Origin of the sequence: Rhizobium mulingense, assembly GCF_029194105.1 — a bacterium.
In the GTDB taxonomy this organism is placed as follows: Bacteria; Pseudomonadota; Alphaproteobacteria; order Rhizobiales; family Rhizobiaceae; genus Rhizobium; species Rhizobium mulingense.
In genome coordinates this window covers 17441-34620 of sequence record NZ_JARFVE010000009.1, presented here as the reverse complement: position 1 = coordinate 34620, position 17180 = coordinate 17441, and the positions used below count along the sequence as shown (strand labels likewise).

Annotated in this window: 30 protein-coding genes; 28 read left to right on the top strand and 2 right to left on the bottom strand. The window is 60.1% G+C overall.

Features of this window, described 5'->3' with window-relative positions; all coding sequences use genetic code 11:
- The first annotated feature begins 22 nt into the window (after positions 1-22).
- The 28 genes from rplC to PYR71_RS20690 all read left to right on the top strand — a co-directional run bounded on the left by rplC (position 23) and on the right by PYR71_RS20690 (position 15289).
- The gene (gene rplC / locus PYR71_RS20825) at positions 23-664 is read left to right on the top strand and encodes a 50S ribosomal protein L3 (RefSeq protein ID WP_004674916.1); all 642 of its coding nucleotides are present in this window, start codon (positions 23-25) and stop codon (positions 662-664) included.
- Between the two features lie 13 nt (positions 665-677).
- On the top strand, positions 678-1298 hold the full coding sequence (rplD, locus tag PYR71_RS20820) for a 50S ribosomal protein L4 (protein WP_010028977.1): 621 nt from the start codon (positions 678-680) through the stop codon (positions 1296-1298).
- Positions 1295-1588: a 50S ribosomal protein L23 gene (locus PYR71_RS20815; RefSeq protein ID WP_003547550.1), complete on the top strand. Its 294-nt coding sequence runs from the start codon at positions 1295-1297 to the stop codon at positions 1586-1588. The genes rplD and PYR71_RS20815 overlap by 4 nt, the downstream gene beginning before the upstream one ends.
- An 11-nt stretch (positions 1589-1599) precedes the next feature.
- Positions 1600-2436: a 50S ribosomal protein L2 gene (gene rplB, locus PYR71_RS20810; RefSeq protein WP_009986456.1), complete on the top strand. Its 837-nt coding sequence runs from the start codon at positions 1600-1602 to the stop codon at positions 2434-2436.
- A gap of 15 nt (positions 2437-2451) precedes the next feature.
- Positions 2452-2730: a 30S ribosomal protein S19 gene (rpsS, locus tag PYR71_RS20805; protein WP_003573797.1), complete on the top strand. Its 279-nt coding sequence runs from the start codon at positions 2452-2454 to the stop codon at positions 2728-2730.
- A 2-nt stretch (positions 2731-2732) separates the two neighbouring features.
- Positions 2733-3122: a 50S ribosomal protein L22 gene (rplV, locus tag PYR71_RS20800; protein ID WP_004674922.1), complete on the top strand. Its 390-nt coding sequence runs from the start codon at positions 2733-2735 to the stop codon at positions 3120-3122.
- Entirely contained in the window at positions 3122-3856 is a 735-nt protein-coding gene (rpsC, locus tag PYR71_RS20795) for a 30S ribosomal protein S3 (RefSeq protein ID WP_112572305.1), read from the top strand. Before rplV ends, rpsC begins: the two co-directional genes overlap by 1 nt.
- A 38-nt stretch (positions 3857-3894) precedes the next feature.
- Positions 3895-4308: a 50S ribosomal protein L16 gene (rplP, locus tag PYR71_RS20790; protein WP_003573792.1), complete on the top strand. Its 414-nt coding sequence runs from the start codon at positions 3895-3897 to the stop codon at positions 4306-4308.
- Positions 4309-4319: 11 nt separating this feature from the next.
- Entirely contained in the window at positions 4320-4520 is a 201-nt protein-coding gene (gene rpmC, locus PYR71_RS20785) for a 50S ribosomal protein L29 (RefSeq protein WP_004674925.1), read from the top strand.
- Positions 4521-4532: 12 nt separating this feature from the next.
- Positions 4533-4772 carry a 30S ribosomal protein S17 gene (rpsQ, locus tag PYR71_RS20780; protein WP_004674926.1) on the top strand — a complete coding sequence of 80 codons (240 nt, stop codon included), beginning with the start codon at positions 4533-4535 and terminating at the stop codon, positions 4770-4772.
- 262 nt (positions 4773-5034) lie between these two features.
- Positions 5035-5403 (top strand): 50S ribosomal protein L14, encoded by a 369-nt coding sequence (rplN, locus tag PYR71_RS20775; protein ID WP_003573790.1) that lies wholly within the window; start codon positions 5035-5037, stop codon positions 5401-5403.
- A 12-nt stretch (positions 5404-5415) separates the two neighbouring features.
- Positions 5416-5724: a 50S ribosomal protein L24 gene (rplX, locus tag PYR71_RS20770; RefSeq protein WP_004674929.1), complete on the top strand. Its 309-nt coding sequence runs from the start codon at positions 5416-5418 to the stop codon at positions 5722-5724.
- On the top strand, positions 5717-6274 hold the full coding sequence (rplE, locus tag PYR71_RS20765) for a 50S ribosomal protein L5 (RefSeq protein ID WP_064682263.1): 558 nt from the start codon (positions 5717-5719) through the stop codon (positions 6272-6274). Before rplX ends, rplE begins: the two co-directional genes overlap by 8 nt.
- Before the next feature lie 32 nt (positions 6275-6306).
- Complete coding sequence (gene rpsN / locus PYR71_RS20760) at positions 6307-6612, top strand: 30S ribosomal protein S14 (RefSeq protein ID WP_003573787.1); 306 nt, start codon at positions 6307-6309, stop codon at positions 6610-6612.
- Between the two features lie 12 nt (positions 6613-6624).
- Positions 6625-7023 carry a 30S ribosomal protein S8 gene (gene rpsH, locus PYR71_RS20755; RefSeq protein WP_004674934.1) on the top strand — a complete coding sequence of 133 codons (399 nt, stop codon included), beginning with the start codon at positions 6625-6627 and terminating at the stop codon, positions 7021-7023.
- A gap of 42 nt (positions 7024-7065) precedes the next feature.
- Entirely contained in the window at positions 7066-7599 is a 534-nt protein-coding gene (gene rplF, locus PYR71_RS20750; RefSeq protein ID WP_183914752.1) for a 50S ribosomal protein L6, read from the top strand.
- 12 nt (positions 7600-7611) lie between these two features.
- Complete coding sequence (gene rplR, locus PYR71_RS20745; protein ID WP_064682265.1) at positions 7612-7974, top strand: 50S ribosomal protein L18; 363 nt, start codon at positions 7612-7614, stop codon at positions 7972-7974.
- Between the two features lie 133 nt (positions 7975-8107).
- Positions 8108-8677, top strand: a complete 570-nt coding sequence (rpsE, locus tag PYR71_RS20740) for a 30S ribosomal protein S5 (protein ID WP_003573784.1) — start codon at positions 8108-8110, stop codon at positions 8675-8677.
- Positions 8678-8690: 13 nt separating this feature from the next.
- A complete protein-coding gene (gene rpmD, locus PYR71_RS20735) occupies positions 8691-8900 on the top strand; it encodes a 50S ribosomal protein L30 (RefSeq protein ID WP_003547566.1) in 210 nt (69 codons plus the stop codon).
- Between the two features lie 16 nt (positions 8901-8916).
- The gene (rplO, locus tag PYR71_RS20730) at positions 8917-9393 is read left to right on the top strand and encodes a 50S ribosomal protein L15 (protein ID WP_168301514.1); all 477 of its coding nucleotides are present in this window, start codon (positions 8917-8919) and stop codon (positions 9391-9393) included.
- 236 nt (positions 9394-9629) lie between these two features.
- Positions 9630-10970: a preprotein translocase subunit SecY gene (gene secY, locus PYR71_RS20725; protein ID WP_275620694.1), complete on the top strand. Its 1341-nt coding sequence runs from the start codon at positions 9630-9632 to the stop codon at positions 10968-10970.
- On the top strand, positions 10967-11617 hold the full coding sequence (locus PYR71_RS20720) for an adenylate kinase (protein WP_275620693.1): 651 nt from the start codon (positions 10967-10969) through the stop codon (positions 11615-11617). Before secY ends, PYR71_RS20720 begins: the two co-directional genes overlap by 4 nt.
- A gap of 221 nt (positions 11618-11838) precedes the next feature.
- Positions 11839-12207 carry a 30S ribosomal protein S13 gene (gene rpsM, locus PYR71_RS20715; protein WP_003573772.1) on the top strand — a complete coding sequence of 123 codons (369 nt, stop codon included), beginning with the start codon at positions 11839-11841 and terminating at the stop codon, positions 12205-12207.
- A gap of 133 nt (positions 12208-12340) precedes the next feature.
- Positions 12341-12730, top strand: coding sequence for a 30S ribosomal protein S11 (gene rpsK, locus PYR71_RS20710; protein WP_003547577.1), 390 nt, complete (start codon positions 12341-12343; stop codon positions 12728-12730).
- A 97-nt stretch (positions 12731-12827) separates the two neighbouring features.
- Positions 12828-13838, top strand: a complete 1011-nt coding sequence (locus tag PYR71_RS20705) for a DNA-directed RNA polymerase subunit alpha (RefSeq protein WP_275620692.1) — start codon at positions 12828-12830, stop codon at positions 13836-13838.
- Between the two features lie 123 nt (positions 13839-13961).
- Positions 13962-14384 (top strand): 50S ribosomal protein L17, encoded by a 423-nt coding sequence (gene rplQ, locus PYR71_RS20700; RefSeq protein WP_003573769.1) that lies wholly within the window; start codon positions 13962-13964, stop codon positions 14382-14384.
- 87 nt (positions 14385-14471) lie between these two features.
- A complete protein-coding gene (locus tag PYR71_RS20695; RefSeq protein WP_275620691.1) occupies positions 14472-14855 on the top strand; it encodes a VOC family protein in 384 nt (127 codons plus the stop codon).
- A 17-nt stretch (positions 14856-14872) separates the two neighbouring features.
- Positions 14873-15289 (top strand): ribosomal maturation YjgA family protein, encoded by a 417-nt coding sequence (locus PYR71_RS20690; protein ID WP_275620690.1) that lies wholly within the window; start codon positions 14873-14875, stop codon positions 15287-15289.
- Here the strand turns inward: PYR71_RS20690 and msrQ are convergent.
- Positions 15286-15957 carry a protein-methionine-sulfoxide reductase heme-binding subunit MsrQ gene (msrQ, locus tag PYR71_RS20685; protein ID WP_275620689.1) on the bottom strand — a complete coding sequence of 224 codons (672 nt, stop codon included), beginning with the start codon at positions 15955-15957 and terminating at the stop codon, positions 15286-15288. The genes PYR71_RS20690 and msrQ overlap by 4 nt on opposite strands.
- A complete protein-coding gene (gene msrP / locus PYR71_RS20680; protein WP_275620688.1) occupies positions 15957-16904 on the bottom strand; it encodes a protein-methionine-sulfoxide reductase catalytic subunit MsrP in 948 nt (315 codons plus the stop codon). Before msrP ends, msrQ begins: the two co-directional genes overlap by 1 nt.
- Positions 16905-17180 lie beyond the last annotated feature (276 nt).

Genomic DNA, 17180 nt, shown 5'->3' with positions numbered 1-17180 from the left:
CTGAGTTGGAAGGATTGAACCGATGCGTTCAGGTGTGATTGCACAGAAGGTGGGAATGACCCGCGTCTACAACGACGCCGGCGAGCATGTCCCGGTAACGGTACTGCGTATGGACGGCTGCCAGGTCGTTGCCACGCGCACTGTCGAAAAGAATGGCTATACCGCAGTTCAGCTTGGTGCAGGCCAGGCGAAGGTGAAGAACACGTCGAAGGCGATGCGCGGCAACTTTGCCGTCGCCAACGTCGAGCCGAAGGCCAAGCTCGCAGAATTCCGCGTCTCGGAAGACAATCTGCTCGAGATCGGCACGGAGCTCAAGGCAGGTCACTTTGCCGCCGGTCAGCTCGTCGACGTAACGGGCACGACGATCGGTAAGGGTTTTGCCGGCGCCATGAAGCGCCACGGTTTCGGCGGTCTGCGTGCCACGCACGGTGTGTCGGTCTCGCACCGCTCGCACGGTTCGACCGGCTCGCGCCAGGATCCGGGCAAGGTTTTCAAGAACAAGAAGATGGCTGGTCACATGGGCCAGACGCGCGTCACGACGCAGAACCTGGAAGTGGTTTCGACCGACGAAGATCGTGGTCTGATCCTGATCAAGGGTGCTGTTCCCGGTTCCAAGGGTGCCTGGATCATCGTGCGCGACGCCGTCAAGTCGGCCGCGAAGTAAGGGAGCCAGATCAATGGAATTGAACGTCAAGACCCTCGAGGGAAAAGACGCCGGGAAGGTTTCCCTTTCGGACGAAATTTTCGGCCTCGAGCCCCGCGAAGACATTCTCGCCCGCGTCATCCGCTGGCAGCTTGCCAAGAAGCAGCAGGGCACGCACAAGGCAAAAGGCCGCGCTGAAGTTTCGCGCACCGGCGCCAAGATGTACAAGCAGAAGGGTACGGGCCGCGCCCGTCACCATTCGGCTCGCGCTCCGCAGTTCCGCGGCGGCGGCAAGGCCCACGGTCCTGTAGTCCGCAGCCACGAGCACGACCTTCCGAAGAAGGTTCGCGCGCTTGGCCTTCGCCACGCCCTTTCGGCCAAGATCAAGGCCGATGACGTCATCGTCATCGATAACCTGGTCGCCGCCGAAGCCAAGACCAAGGCTCTCGCGTCCGTATTCGAGACGCTCGGCCTGACCAACGCCCTCTTCATCGGCGGCGCAGAGCTTGACGGCAACTTCAAGCTTGCAGCTCAGAACATCCCGAACATCGATGTTCTGCCGATCCAGGGCATCAATGTTTACGACATCGTGCGCCGCGGCAAGCTCGTGCTTTCCAAGGCTGCGGTTGAAGCGCTAGAGGAGCGATTCAAGTGACCGATCTCCGCCACTACGATGTGATCGTCTCCCCGGCGATCACCGAAAAGTCCACGCTGGTCTCCGAGAACAACCAGGTTGTTTTCAATGTCGCCAAGCAGGCGACGAAGCCGGAAATCAAGGCTGCGGTCGAGGCGCTGTTCGGCGTCAAGGTCACGGCCGTCAACACTCTGCTGCGCAAAGGCAAGACCAAGCGGTTCCGCGGTTTTGTCGGCAAGCAGAAGGACGTGAAGAAGGCTGTCGTGACGCTGGCTGAAGGCCAGACGATCGACGTCTCCACCGGTCTCTGAGGAATAAGAAAATGGCATTGAAAACATTCAATCCGACGACCCCGAGCCAGCGTCAGCTGGTCATCGTGGACCGCTCCTCGCTCTACAAGGGCAAGCCGGTCAAGGCGCTGACGGAAGGTCTGAGTAAGAGCGGCGGTCGTAACAACCTCGGCCGCATTACTGCCCGCTTCATCGGCGGCGGTCACAAGCGCAGCTACCGTCTGGTCGACTTCAAGCGTCGCAAGTTCGATGTCGAAGGCACGGTCGAGCGTATCGAATACGACCCGAACCGCACGGCTTTCATCGCGCTGGTCAGCTATGCCGACGGCGAACAGGCCTACATCATCGCCCCGCAACGTCTTGCTGCCGGCGACAAGGTCATCGCTTCGGAAAAGGCTGTCGACGTCAAGCCCGGCAACACCATGCCGCTGCAGTACATTCCGGTCGGCTCCATCATCCACAACGTGGAAATGAAGCCGGGCAAGGGCGGTCAGATCGCCCGTTCCGCCGGTTCCTACGCGCAGCTCGTCGGCCGTGACCAGGGCATGGCGATCCTTCGCCTGAACTCCGGTGAACAGCGTCTGGTCAGCGGCATCTGCCTCGCTTCGATCGGTGCCGTGTCGAACCCGGACCACGCCAACATCAACGACGGCAAGGCCGGTCGTACCGTTTGGCGCGGCAAGCGTCCGCATAACCGCGGTGTTGTCATGAACCCGGTCGACCATCCGCACGGCGGTGGTGAAGGCCGCACCTCCGGTGGTCGCCATCCGGTGACACCATGGGGCAAGCCGACCAAGGGCAAGCGCACCCGGTCGAACAAGTCGACCGACAAGATGATCATGCGCTCGCGTCATCAGCGTAAGAAGTAAGAGAGGAAGTCTCCAATGGCTCGTTCAGTATGGAAAGGTCCGTTCGTTGACGGCTATCTTCTCAAGAAGGCTGAGAAGGTTCGTGAAGGCGGACGTGCAGAAGTGATCAAGATCTGGAGCCGTCGCTCCACGATCCTGCCGCAGTTCGTCGGTCTTACCTTCGGCGTCTACAACGGCAGCAAGCATATCCCGGTCAGCGTCAATGAAGACATGGTCGGCCACAAATTCGGTGAATTCTCTCCGACCCGCACCTACTACGGTCACGGCGCGGACAAGAAGGCGAAGAGGAAGTAACAATGGGCAAGGCAAAAGCCGAACGCCGGCTGAAGGACAACGAGGCGCAAGCAGTCGCCCGCACGCTCCGCGTCAGCCCCCAGAAGCTCAACCTGGTTGCTGCGGCCATCCGCGGCAAGAAGGTCGAGCGTGCACTCGCTGAGCTGGAGTTCTCCCGCAAGCGCATCGCGGGCGCCGTCAAAAAGACGCTCGAATCCGCGATCGCCAACGCCGAGAACAACCACGATCTCGACGTCGACGCTCTCGTCGTCGCCGAGGCCTATGTCGGCAAGTCGATCGTCATGAAGCGCTTCCACGCTCGTGGCCGCGGTCGTGCGTCGCGCATCGAAAAGCCCTTCGCGCACCTGACGATCGTCGTTCGTGAAGTGCAGGCAGCAGAGGAGGCCGCATAATGGGTCAGAAAATTAATCCGATCGGTTTCCGTCTCGGCATCAACCGTACCTGGGATAGCCGCTGGTTCGCGGACAATGCCGAGTACGGCCAGCTGCTGCACGAAGATCTGAAAATGCGCAAGTTCGTCATGAGCGAACTGAAGCAGGCCGGGATCTCCAAGGTGGTCATCGAGCGTCCGCACAAGAAGTGCCGCGTCACGATCCACTCAGCCCGTCCGGGCCTGATCATCGGCCGCAAGGGCGCCGATATCGACAAGCTCCGCAAGAAGCTGTCCGATATGACCAACTCGGAAACGCACCTCAACATCGTCGAAGTGCGCAAGCCCGAAATCGACGCAACGCTGGTCGCTCAGTCGATTGCCCAGCAGCTTGAGCGCCGCGTGGCTTTCCGCCGCGCCATGAAGCGCGCCGTTCAGTCCGCGATGCGTCTTGGCGCCGAAGGCATCAAGATCACCTGCGCTGGCCGTCTCGGCGGTGCGGAAATCGCCCGTACGGAATGGTACCGTGAAGGTCGTGTGCCGCTGCACACGCTGCGCGCCGACATCGACTACGGCACGGCAGAAGCAGAAACCGCATTCGGTATCTGCGGCATCAAGGTCTGGATCTTCAAGGGCGAAATCCTTGAGCACGATCCGATGGCTTCCGAACGTCGCGCGCTGGAAGGCGACGCACAGGGTCCGGCAAGCCGCGAACGCGACCGTGGCGATCGTCGCCGCGAACGCGACAACGCGTAATTAGCGCTGGCGAAAGATAAGCTCGGAGAAGTAAGAAAATGTTGCAGCCAAAGCGTACTAAGTACCGCAAGCAGTTCAAGGGCCGCATCAAGGGCGTCGCCAAGGGCGGTTCTGACCTTGCCTTCGGCGAATTCGGCCTGAAGGCTCAGGAGCCCAACCGCGTCAACGCACGCGAGATCGAAGCGGCCCGCCGCGCGATCACGCGTTACATGAAGCGCGCCGGCCGTGTATGGATCCGCGTGTTCCCGGACGTTCCGGTAACCGCAAAGCCGACCGAAGTCCGCATGGGTAAGGGTAAGGGCTCCGTTGAGTACTGGGCATGCAAGGTCAAGCCCGGTCGTATGATGTTCGAGATCGACGGCGTCAGCGAAGAGATCGCCCGTGAGGCGCTTCGTCTCGGCTCTGCCAAGCTCTCGGTCAAGACGCGCTTCGTACAGCGCATTGCAGAGTAAGGATTGAGCTCATGAAAGCCTCAGATGTTCGCGCGTTGACCGCCGACCAACTCAAGGACGAGCTTGCCAAGCTGAAGAAGGAGCAGTTCAACCTGCGCTTCCAGAAGGCGACCGGCCAGCTCGAAAAGTCCTCGCGCATCAACGAAGTCCGCAAGGACATCGCCCGCGTCAAAACCATTGCCCGCCAGAAGGCGGCAGAAGTTAAGGCCTAAAGGAAGAAAAATATGCCGAAGCGCATCCTGCAGGGCGTCGTCGTTGGCGACAAGAACGAGAAGACGGTAGTGGTTCGCGTCGAGCGTCGTTTCGCTCACCCGCTGCTCCAGAAGACCGTTCGTCGTTCCAAGAAGTACAAGGCCCACGACGAAAACAACCAGTACAAGATCGGCGACACCGTATCCATCGAGGAATGCGCGCCGATCTCCAAGGACAAGCGTTGGACGGTGATCGCCGCCCAGGGCAAGTAAACAGAATTTTGCGCGAGGCCTTGCGTCTCGCCGAAATATCTGTATGAAGCAGCGTCAGAACGCTCGAATGCCGGGCGTTCTTTTGCTTTGAGCGCACGGAAGGTCCCGTTCGGGAAACCACCCTGGCACGATCGACCCCGCGCTATTCAGCTATTGCCGCGTTCCTACTTGCCTAACGGCAGGTTGGCCGGCGAACATTTTCATAAGCCGGAGTAGGGGGCCCAGGCCCAACCATTCCGGTAAACCAAGAAGGCGACCTGATATGATTCAGATGCAAACAAACCTCGACGTCGCGGATAATTCCGGCGCACGTCGTGTCATGTGCATCAAGGTGCTGGGCGGCTCGAAGCGCAAGTATGCCTCGATCGGCGACGTCATCGTCGTTTCGATCAAGGAAGCGATCCCGCGCGGCCGCGTGAAGAAGGGTGACGTGATGAAGGCGGTTGTCGTTCGCACCGCCAAGGACATCCGTCGTCCGGATGGCTCGGTCATCCGCTTCGACACCAACGCAGCAGTCCTCATCGACAACAAGAAAGAGCCGATCGGCACCCGTATCTTCGGACCGGTTCCGCGCGAACTTCGCGCCAAGAACCACATGAAGATCATCTCGCTGGCTCCCGAAGTACTGTAAGGAGCGGAAGCGATGCAGAAGATTCGTAAAGGCGACAAGGTCGTCATGCTCGCTGGCAAGGACAAGGGCCGCACCGGCGAGGTCGTTCAGGTCATGCCGAAGGAAGATCGTGCGGTCGTTCGTGGCGTCAACGTCGTAAAGCGCCACCAGCGCCAGACGCAGACCCAGGAAGCCGGCATCATCAACAAGGAAGCCCCGGTTCACCTGTCCAACATTGCAATCGTCGACAAGGACGGCAAGCCGACCCGCGTCGGTTTCAAGGTCGTTGACGGCAAGAAGGTCCGCGTGGCCAAGCGTTCTGGAGAAGTGATCGATGGCTGAGGCAAAGTACGAGCCGCGGCTCAAGAAGGAATATGTCGAGCGCATCCGCAAGGCGATGCAGGAGAAGTTCTCCTACGCCAACGAGATGATGATTCCGAAGCTCGACAAGATCGTAATCAACATGGGCGTCGGTGAAGCGACCGCTGACTCGAAGAAGCCGACGGTTGCTGCCGCCGACCTCGCAGCGATCGCCGGTCAGAAGCCGGTCATCACCCGCGCACGCAACTCTATCGCAGGCTTCAAGGTCCGCGAAAACATGCCGATTGGCGCGAAGGTCACCCTGCGCGGCACCCGCATGTACGAGTTCCTGGATCGTCTGGTCAACATCGCGCTCCCGCGCGTTCGCGACTTCCGCGGCCTGAACCCGAAGAGCTTTGACGGCCGTGGCAACTTCGCCATGGGCATCAAGGAACACATTGTGTTCCCTGAGATCAACTACGACAAGGTTGATCAGATGTGGGGCATGGACATCATCGTTTGCACGACGGCGACGACCGACGACGAAGCACGGACTCTCCTGAAGGAGTTCAGCTTCCCGTTCCGTCAATAACCGTAACGACGAGCGTAGAAAAGGAACCTGACATGGCGAAGACAAGCGCAGTTGAAAAGAACAAGCGCCGCCGTACTACGGTCGCCAACCAGGCCGCTAAGCGGGCTGCGTTGAAGGCGATCATCATGAACCAGGCTCTTCCGATCGAAGAGCGGTTCAAGGCCTCGATCAAGCTGGCATCCCTGCCGCGTGATGGATCGAAGACCCGCATTCGCAACCGTTGCGAAGTGTCGGGGCGTCCGCGCGCATATTACCGCAAACTGCGCATGTCGCGTATTGCGCTGCGTGAACTCGGCAATCTCGGCAAGGTGCCGGGCATCGTCAAGTCGAGCTGGTAAGGAGCAGGTTAGATGACAATGACTGATCCGTTGGGCGATATGCTCACCCGTATCCGCAACGGCGCTTCCCGCCGCAAGTCGTCGGTCTCGACGCCTGCGTCCAAGCTCCGTGCGCGTGTTCTCGATGTCCTGCAGTCCGAAGGCTACATCCGTGGCTATTCCGTTGTCGATTTCGGCAATGGCAAGTCGGAGCTCAACATCGAGCTGAAATACTATGAAGGCGCATCGGTGATCCGCGAGATCGGCCGTGTGTCCAAGCCGGGCCGCCGGGTTTATGTCTCGGTCAAGTCCATTCCGCAGGTCGCGAACGGCCTCGGCATCACCATCCTTTCGACTCCGAAGGGTGTGATGGCCGATCACCAAGCTCGCGAACAGAACGTTGGTGGCGAGGTTCTTTGCTCGGTCTTCTAAGACAGGGCAGGGATCTCCATAGCGAACAGACAGGATTGAAACATGTCTCGTATCGGTAAAAAGCCCGTTCAGGTGCCTGCTGGAATCACGGCTACGGTCGATGGCCAGAAGGTTACTGCAAAGGGCCCGAAGGGCGAGCTGTTCTTCGTCGCGAATGACGAAATCAGCCTCAAGCTCGAAAACAACGCGGTCGTCGTGACGCCGCTGAACCAGTCCAAGAATGCCCGCTCAAAGTGGGGCATGTCCCGCACGATGATCGAAGGCATCTTCAAGGGCGTCAAGGAAGGTTTCGAGCGCAAGCTTGAAATCAACGGCGTCGGTTACCGCGCCGCCATGCAGGGCAAGAACCTGCAACTGGCCCTCGGTTTCAGCCACGACGTGGTCTACGAACCGCCGGTCGGTATCTCGATCGCTGTGCCGAAGCCGACGGAGATCGTCGTCAGCGGCATCAACAAGCAGCAGGTCGGCCAGGTTGCCGCCGAAATCCGCGAATACCGCGGTCCCGAGCCCTACAAGGGCAAGGGCGTCAAGTATGCCGACGAGCGGATCGTCCGCAAAGAAGGCAAGAAGAAGTAAGGATCACGCGAAATGGCTAGCAGGAAAGAAGCACTTGCACGTCGTGCCAACCGCGTGCGCCGTCATATCAAGTCGGTGGCCAACGGCCGTCCGCGCCTGTCGGTTCATCGCTCCTCGAAGAACATCTATGCCCAGATCATCGATGATGTGGCCGGCAAGACGCTTGCGTCCGCCTCCACGCTCGACAAGGATCTGCGCGGTTCTCTGAAGACCGGTGCCGATACCGCCGCCGCTGCTGCAGTGGGCAAGCTCGTCGCCGAGCGCGCCTCCAAGGCCGGCGTGTCGGAAGTCGTGTTCGACCGTGGCGCCTTCATCTATCACGGCCGCATCAAGGCTCTCGCCGAAGCGGCCCGCGAAGGCGGTCTCACCTTCTGATCAGTTTCCGGCCGGACGCTTTTGCGCCGGCCGGATTTTCGCCGGATCGCCAGGCACCCATCAAGAAAGGGGAGGCTGATGCGGTCCTCATTTTTTTGCCGATTGCACCCGGAAAAGAAAAAGGAAGAGGACAATGGCACAGGAAAGAAGGCCGCAGCGGGAAGACCGCCAGAGCCGTGAAGAGCGCGATAGCGAATTCGTCGACAAGCTTGTCGCGATCAACCGCGTCGCCAAGGTCGTCAAGGGCGGCCGTCGTTTTGGTTTCGCAGCACTCGTCGTCGTCGGCGACCAGAAGGGCCGAGTCGGCTTCGGCCATGGCAAGGCGCGCGAAGTGCCGGAAGCCATCCGCAAGGCCACCGAAGCCGCCAAGCGCGAGCTGATCTTCGTACCGCTGCGTGACGGCCGTACGCTGCATCACGACGTTCATGGCCGCCACGGCGCCGGCAAGGTTCTGCTGCGCTCGGCCAAGGTCGGTACCGGCATCATCGCCGGCGGTCCGATGCGCGCCGTTTTCGAAACGCTCGGCATGCACGACGTCGTCGCCAAGTCGACCGGTTCGTCGAACCCCTACAACATGGTTCGCGCCACCTTCGACGCTCTGAAGCACCAGGTTCACCCGAAGGACATCGCAGCTCAGCGCGGCATCAAGTATGCAACGCTGCAGGCTCGTCGTAGCGCCTCCGGCAACGCCTCTGAAGAATAAGAGGAGCTGACCAATGGCCAAGGCTACCAAGAAGGCTGAAGCGAAGACTGTCACGATCGAACAGATCGGCAGCCCGATTCGCCGTCCGGACGTCCAGCAGCGCACGCTGATCGGTCTCGGACTGAACAAGATGCACCGTCGCCGCACGCTGGAGGATACTCCTTCGGTTCGTGGCATGATCCGTGCTGTCCAGCATCTCGTTCGCGTCGTCGACGAGAAGTGAGACGGAGGAAACGCTCATGAAACTCAATGAAATCAAGGACAACGAAGGCTCGACCCACAGCCGCAAGCGCCTCGGCCGCGGTATCGGCTCGGGCTCGGGCAAGACCGGTGGTCGCGGTGTGAAGGGTCAGAAGTCCCGTTCCGGCGTCGCTATCAACGGCTTCGAAGGCGGCCAGATGCCCATCTATCGTCGCCTGCCGAAGCGCGGCTTCAACAATATCTTCGCTTCCGACTTCGTCGTCGTGTCGCTCGCCCGCATCCAGGCCGCGATCGACGCCGGCAAGCTCGATGCGAAGGCCACCGTTGACGCAGCCTCCCTCAAGGCTGCCGGCGTCATCCGCCGCGCCAAGGACGGCGTTCGCGTTCTCGCCGACGGCGAACTCAAGGCCAAGATCACCATCGTCGTCGCAGGCGCTTCCAAGCCTGCCGTCGAGAAGATCGAAAAGGCCGGCGGCAGCGTGACGCTGCTTTCGGCTCCTGTTGCAGCCGAATAATAATCTGATGATATGTCGCCCGGGGTGCTTCACACCGGGCGATTTTGCTCCCATATGTGGGCCTCACAAAATATCGGCTGGCGCGCTCGCGTCACGCCGGTAAGACTGGAAAACAAGGGTGAGGCATGGGGTTGCGCTGCAATCCGTTCCAAGCCCGGTTTTGAATAATTTTCATACTGATTCCGGGGCCGGCCTATCCCCCAGAGACGGCCGGAATTGGTAGCGCGGAGAATCGCATGGCTTCTGCAGCGGAACAATTGGCATCCAACCTCAATTTTTCGACCTTTGCCAAAGCCGAGGATTTGAAGAAGCGCTTGTGGTTCACACTGGCAGCTCTCCTCGTCTACAGGCTCGGCACGCATATTCCGCTTCCGGGCCTCAATCCCGAAGCCTATGCCCAGGCTTTCCGCGGCCAGGCAGGCGGCATTCTTGGCCTTTTCAACATGTTCTCGGGCGGCGCCGTTCAGCGTATGGCGATCTTCGCGCTGGGAATCATGCCCTATATCTCCGCCTCGATCATCGTGCAGCTCATGACCTCGGTCGTGCCGACGCTCGAAAACCTGAAGAAGGAAGGCGAGCAGGGCCGCAAGATCATCAACCAGTATACCCGCTATGGCACCGTCATTCTCGGCGCACTGCAGGCCTATGGCATTGCCGCCGGCCTTGAGAGCGGCCAGGGCCTCGTCGTCGACCCGGGCTGGTTCTTCCGTCTATCCACCGTCCTGACGCTGCTCGGCGGCACGATGTTCCTGATGTGGCTCGGCGAGCAGATCACCTCGCGCGGCATCGGCAACGGCATTTCGCTGATCATCTTCGCCGGCATCGCCGCCGGTCTTCCCACGGCTCTGGCGGGCACGCTCGAACTCGGCCGAACCGGCGCGCTGTCGACGCCGGTGATCCTGCTCGTCATTCTCGTCGCAATCGGCGTCATCGGCGTTATCGTCTTCGTCGAACGTGCGCAGCGCCGGCTGCTAATCCAGTATCCGAAGCGCCAGGTCGGCAACCGCATGTTCCAGGGCGATACGTCGCATCTGCCGCTGAAGCTCAACACCTCGGGCGTCATCCCGGCGATTTTCGCGTCATCGCTGCTGCTGCTGCCGGCAACGGTCGCCGGCTTTGCCAGCACCACCGCAATGCCGGCCTGGGCAACGTCGATCGTTGCGGCGCTCGGTCATGGTCAGCCGCTCTATATGGTGCTCTATGCGGCGCTGATCGCCTTCTTCGCCTTCTTCTACACGGCCATCGTCTTCAATCCGAAGGATACGGCCGACAATCTGAAGAAGCACGGCGGCTTCATTCCCGGCATCCGTCCGGGTGAGCGCACAGCCGAATATATCGACTACGTGCTGACCCGCATTACGGTGATCGGCGCGATCTATCTCGTCTTCGTCTGCATCCTTCCGGAGATATTGGTGTCGCAAACCGGCATTCCATTATCCCTTGGTGGGACTTCGCTTTTGATCGTGGTTAGCGTAACTCTTGATACGGTTGCACAGATCCAGGGTCACCTGATCGCGCAGCAATACGAAGGCCTGATCAAGAAATCGAAGTTGCGTGGAGGAAAGAGGGGGCGATGAGACTTATCCTTTTGGGGCCGCCGGGCGCGGGTAAGGGAACCCAAGCCCAGCGGATCGTGGAAAAGCACGGCATTCCGCAGCTTTCCACGGGCGATATGCTGCGTGCGGCGGTCAATGCCGGTACGGAAGTGGGGAAGCGGGCGAAGGCCGTCATGGACGCCGGCAAGCTTGTCTCGGATGATATCGTCATCGCCATAGTTTCCGAGCGAATCGATCAGCCCGATTGCGCCAACGGCTTCATTCTCGATGGCTTTCCGAGGACGTTGGTCCAGGCGGACGCCACCGAGGCGATGCTCAAAGCTAAGGGACTCGACCTTTCGGTGGTTATCGAGTTTCGCGTCGACGACCAGGAACTCGTCCGCCGCGTTGATGGCCGTTACACCTGCGCTCAGTGCGGCACTGTCTATCATGACACGGACAAGGTTCCGGTTGAGGAAGGCGTGTGTGACAAGTGCGGTTCGACTCACTTCAAGCGTCGTCCTGACGACAACGCCGAGACGATGATCAAGCGTCTCGAGGTCTACTACAAGGAAACCTCGCCGCTGATCGGCTACTACTATGCCAAGGGCAAACTCAAGTCCGTCGACGGCATGGCGGAGATCGACCATGTGACAGCCGAGGTCGAATCCATTCTTTCCAAGCTTTAAGGCTTTGAAAATAAACTTGGCGGAGCGGTTGCTTTTCAGCACTGATTCCGCTAAACACCGCGCCAACTCGCGACATTCCATGCGATCGGCGCGGATTTCCCAGGGAAGTCCGGGTGCGGTCGTTTTGACATGTTGCGGACGTAAATCTGAACGAGCGGTTCCAAAGACCGCATAACGAAGCCCACTTGCCGGATGGCAACTGGAATGCAAGGAGAACAGGCGTGGCACGTATCGCTGGCGTCAACATCCCGACTGCAAAGCGCGTTGTTATCGCGCTGACCTACATTCACGGGATCGGTCCGAAATTCGCACAGGAAATCGTCGAGAAGGTCGGTATCCCGGCGGAACGTCGTGTGCATCAGCTGACGGACGCCGAAGTCCTTCAGATCCGCGAAGCCATCGACCGCGACTATCAGGTCGAGGGTGATCTTCGTCGCGATACCGCGATGAACATCAAGCGCCTGATGGACCTCGGCTGCTATCGCGGCCTGCGTCATCGCCGCGGCCTTCCGGTCCGCGGTCAGCGCACGCACACCAATGCCCGCACCCGCAAGGGTCCGGCAAAGGCAATCGCTGGCAAGAAGAAGTAATTTCCGGGAAACCGGGATGAGGGGGCTGGCGGTCTGCGCCGGCCTCTTTTGAGTTTGGAGCGGGACCATATAGGCGCCGTTCCGGTGTAGCCGCTGGTATTACGGCGGTGAAGAGATCAACGAAAGGAATAGCATGGCTAAGGAAGCCGTCCGCGTTCGCCGTCGCGAGCGCAAGAATATCTCGTCGGGTGTCGCTCACGTCAACTCGACCTTCAACAACACGATGATCACCATCACCGATGCGCAGGGCAATGCAATCGCCTGGTCGTCGGCTGGCGCCAAGGGCTTCAAGGGCTCGCGCAAGTCGACCCCGTTCGCCGCCCAGATCGCTGCCGAAGATTGCGCCAAGAAGGCCCAGGAGCACGGCATGAAGTCGCTGGAAGTCGAAGTCTGCGGTCCGGGTTCGGGTCGTGAATCGGCTCTGCGCGCGCTCCAGGCCGCGGGTTTCATGATCACGTCCATCCGTGACGTGACACCGATCCCGCACAATGGCTGCCGTCCGCGCAAGAAGCGCCGCGTCTGATCATCGCTATCGTCACCGGTGAGCGCCTTCGCGCTCCCGGTGGTTTTCAAGCTCGGTTGCCACGATTGGATGGTGGCAACGAACGGAAGGCAAACTCATGATTCAGAAGAACTGGCAGGAACTGATCAAGCCGAATAAGGTGGAGTTCTCCTCGAGCTCGCGCACCAGGGCGACGCTCGTTGCCGAACCGCTGGAGCGCGGCTTCGGCCTCACCCTAGGCAACGCGCTGCGCCGCGTTCTGCTCTCGTCGCTGCGCGGTGCCGCCGTCACGGCGGTGCAGATCGACGGCGTGCTGCATGAATTCTCCTCGATTCCGGGCGTCCGCGAAGACGTCACGGACATCGTGCTCAACATCAAGGAAATCGCCATCAAGATGGATGGCGACGACGCAAAGCGCATGGTCGTGCGCAAGCAGGGCCCGGGCGTTGTTACGGCTGGTGACATCCAGACGGTCGGCGATATCGAAATCCTCAACCCCGAGCATGTGATCTGCACGCTCGACGAGGGCGCCGAAATCCGCATGGAATTCACCGTCAACAACGGCAAGGGCTACGTTCCGGCCGAACGCAATCGTGCGGAAGATGCTCCGATCGGTCTCATCCCGGTCGACAGCCTTTATTCGCCGGTCAAGAAGGTGTCCTACAAGGTTGAAAACACCCGTGAAGGACAGGTTCTCGACTACGACAAGCTGAACATGACCATCGAAACCGATGGCTCGATCTCCGGCGAAGACGCCGTCGCTTTCGCGGCGCGCATCCTCCAGGATCAGCTTGGCGTCTTCGTCAACTTCGACGAGCCGCAGAAGGAAACCGAAGAGGAAGCAGTCGCCGAACTCGCTTTCAACCCGGCTCTCCTGAAGAAGGTGGACGAACTCGAACTGTCGGTCCGTTCGGCAAACTGCCTGAAGAACGACAACATCGTCTACATCGGCGACCTCATTCAGAAGACCGAAGCAGAAATGCTCCGCACACCGAATTTTGGTCGCAAGTCGCTGAACGAAATCAAGGAAGTTCTCGCTTCCATGGGCCTGCACCTCGGCATGGAAGTGCCGGCATGGCCGCCCGAGAACATCGAAGATCTCGCCAAGCGTTACGAAGACCAATATTGAGAAAACAAAAGGCAGGCTCTTTCGACTGCCTTTCCCCGTCAAACAGCAGGCCGATCGCCTGCATGTGCCAGGAAACGGCAGGCCCACTTAGTGTAAGGGCACCTGCATTAAAGGAGAATAGCAATGCGCCATGGTAAAGCCGGCCGCAAGCTGAATAGAACTGCAAGCCACCGCAAGGCGATGTTCGCCAACATGGCGGCTTCGCTGATTACCCACGAGCAGATCGTCACGACCCTGCCGAAGGCCAAGGAAATCCGCCCGATCGTCGAGAAGCTCGTCACGCTCGGCAAGCGCGGCGACCTGCACGCTCGCCGTCAGGCGATTTCGCAGATCCGTGACGCCGCCGTCGTTTCGAAGCTGTTCGACACGATCGCAACGCGTTACGCCACCCGCAACGGCGGTTACCTGCGCATCATGAAGGCCGGCTTCCGCCAGGGCGACAATGCCGCCATGGCCGTGGTCGAATTCGTTGATCGCGACACCTTTGCCAAGGGCGCGGCCGACAAGGCCCGCGTCGCTGCCGAAGAGCAGGCCGTCGCTGCCTAAGATTTTCCACTTTCGGAAAGCTGGAAAGCCGGGCCTTGTGCCCGGCTTTTTCGTTTGTGCCGGCATTTTTGATGAATGAGCAGCGCCATGATCGACCACATAACCGTCGCGGTGGGTGATTTGTCGAAGAGCAAGCTCTTCTACGAAAAGGCGTTCTTACCCCTGGGTTACCGGCTTACCTTCGGCAACGAGAACGTCATCTGGGCCTTCGATATCGGCAATGGCTGCCTGTTCGAGATCCAGCAGGCGGATAGCCCGCCGCATCTGACTCGGATTCACGTCGCTTTCAGGGCGCGCAGCAAGGCCGAGGTCGATGCCTTCCATCACGCCGCACTCGAAGCCGGCACCAGGGATAACGGCGCTCCCGGCCCACGCCCGGAATACGCCCCCGATCATTACGCCTGCTTCGTACTGGATCCCGACGGTTACAATATCGAGGCGATGATCAATCAGCCGACAGTCGCAGCGTGAAAGGCGTCGTTCGACATATGCTCGGTCGCATTCAAGCCAGACGCTTCGCAGCCCTGCTGCTCATCATTGTTTTTGGTTTGACGCTGAGACGCTTCGGCTATGCAGCCGGTCTACCCTTCTTCCTCGTCAAATATGGTGGATCGCTGCTTTGGGGATCCATGGTTTATGTCCTGCTGGCGCTTGCCGTTACAGCTCTCACAGCAAGAATGCCGCCCGCAGGAATTGCAGCGTTAGCGCTGGCGGTTGCCATCTGCGTGGAATTCTTCCGGCTCTACCACACACCCGGGCTCGATGCATTTCGACTGACGACCGCCGGAGCCTTACTGCTTGGGCGCGTCTTCTCGCCCTGGAATATCTTGGCCTACGCGATCGGGATAGCTGCGGCCTATGCTTTTGATCCCGCACACAGGCCATCTTCGCCTGAGCGGCGTTAAACCGATTGGCGCGAAGCTGGTGAGCCCACGGGCCGTCCGCGCGACCCTCCTTGTGCTTTCTTCCGGCTGCGGGCGATCGGCCGCCAGGAGCGGTAAAGGATAAGGGCAATCATCAGCCCGACATAGATATATTGTTCGAGGTCGAGGATCTTGGTCGAAAGCGCGAAGTGCAGCGCTCCGCAGGCGGCGATGATGTAGGCCAGGCGATGCAGCCGGTTCCAGTTCACACCGAGACGGCGGATCGAGAAGTTATTGGATGTCACCGCCAGGGGAACGAGCATGGCAAGCGCTGCCATGCCGAACATGATGAAAGGGCGCTTCAGCACGTCGTTGATGACTGCCTGGACATCCATCGCCTGGTCGAGCACCATATAGACGGCAAAGTGCATCAGCGCGTAGTAGAAGGTCAAAAGGCCGAGCGCGCGACGGTAGCGCAGATAATTCCAGCCGAACAGCTCGCGGGCAGGCGAGACGGCAAGTGTCGCGATCAGGAAGCGGATCGTCCAGATGCCGAGGAAGAGCTCGAAGGTCTTGACAGGGTCGGCGCCGAGCTGATCGGTCGCGCCGAGATAGAAGGTCCAGGCGGCCGGCAGGAGGCCCGCGACATAAAGCAGCCAGACGGAGGCGGGTTGCCAACGTTTCGGGATGGCGAGCGACAATTCTGCCATCAGAAATTCGCCTTCAGGTCCATACCGGCATAAAGGCTCGCCACCTCGTCGGCATAACCGTTGAAGGGCAGGGTGGGGCGGCGGCTCGCGCCGAAGAAGCCGCTTTCGCCAATGCGCCTCTCGCTCGCCTGGCTCCAGCGCGGATGGTCGACGGCTGGATTGACGTTGGCGTAGAAGCCGTATTCCTGCGGATTGGTCACCTGCCAGGTGTTCTTCGGCTGCTGGTCGGTAAGGGTGATCCTGACGATCGACTTGATGCCCTTGAAGCCGTATTTCCACGGCACGACCAGGCGGATCGGCGCGCCGTTCTGGTTCGGCAGCGTTTCGCCATAGAGGCCGACGGCAAGCAGCGTCAGCGGATGGCGCGCTTCGTCGAGCCGCAGGCCTTCGACATAGGGCCAGTCGAGCGACTGGAAGAAACCCTTCTGTCCCGCCATCTCGTCCGGCCGCACGACGGTTTCGAAGGCGACGTATTTGGCGCTGCCGAGCGGCTCCACCTTGCCGAGCAGCGATGCCAGCGGAAAGCCGTCCCAGGGAATGACCATCGACCAGGCTTCGACGCAGCGCATCCGATAGGTGCGCTCCTCGATCGGGAATTCCTTCATCAGCGCTTCGAGGTCGAAGGTGCCGGGTTTGTTGACCATGCCGTCGACCTTGACCGTCCAGGGCCGCGGCTTGAAGTCGCCGGAATTCGCTGCGGGATCGCCCTTGTCGAGGCCGAACTCATAAAAATTGTTGTAGGTGGTGACGTCCTTGAGCGGCGTCGGCTTCTCGTCGACCTTATACTTGCTCTCGACGGCCGAAAGGGCGGCCGCGCTCGCCTTGCCGGCGCCATAAAGCGCCATGGCGCCGAGCGTTGCAGCACCGAGGAATTCCCGGCGGCGCATATAGATCTGGCGTGGCGTGATCTCCGACGAGGCGATCTTCGGGGGGCGGTAGCTTGGCATGTCGAAACCTCCAGGGCGGATTTCTTGAATATAGTTCTTAAACGCACCGCCCGCATGTTCGGATTAATGTCTATGCCTTGAATCTCGCCGACGAGAAGCCAATTTTTTGTGTTCGGCTGTGATGGAATAGGCTGTAACCAAACCGCGCGCCGAACCGTATATCATCGATGGCGCCCAAGGCGCTCCTTCCGCAGCGTACCGGATTTGACCTTGCCGGTAGTGACAGCCCCTGTCGATTGGATTAGGACAATTGCAAAAGGCAGCGTTCGCCCGGCC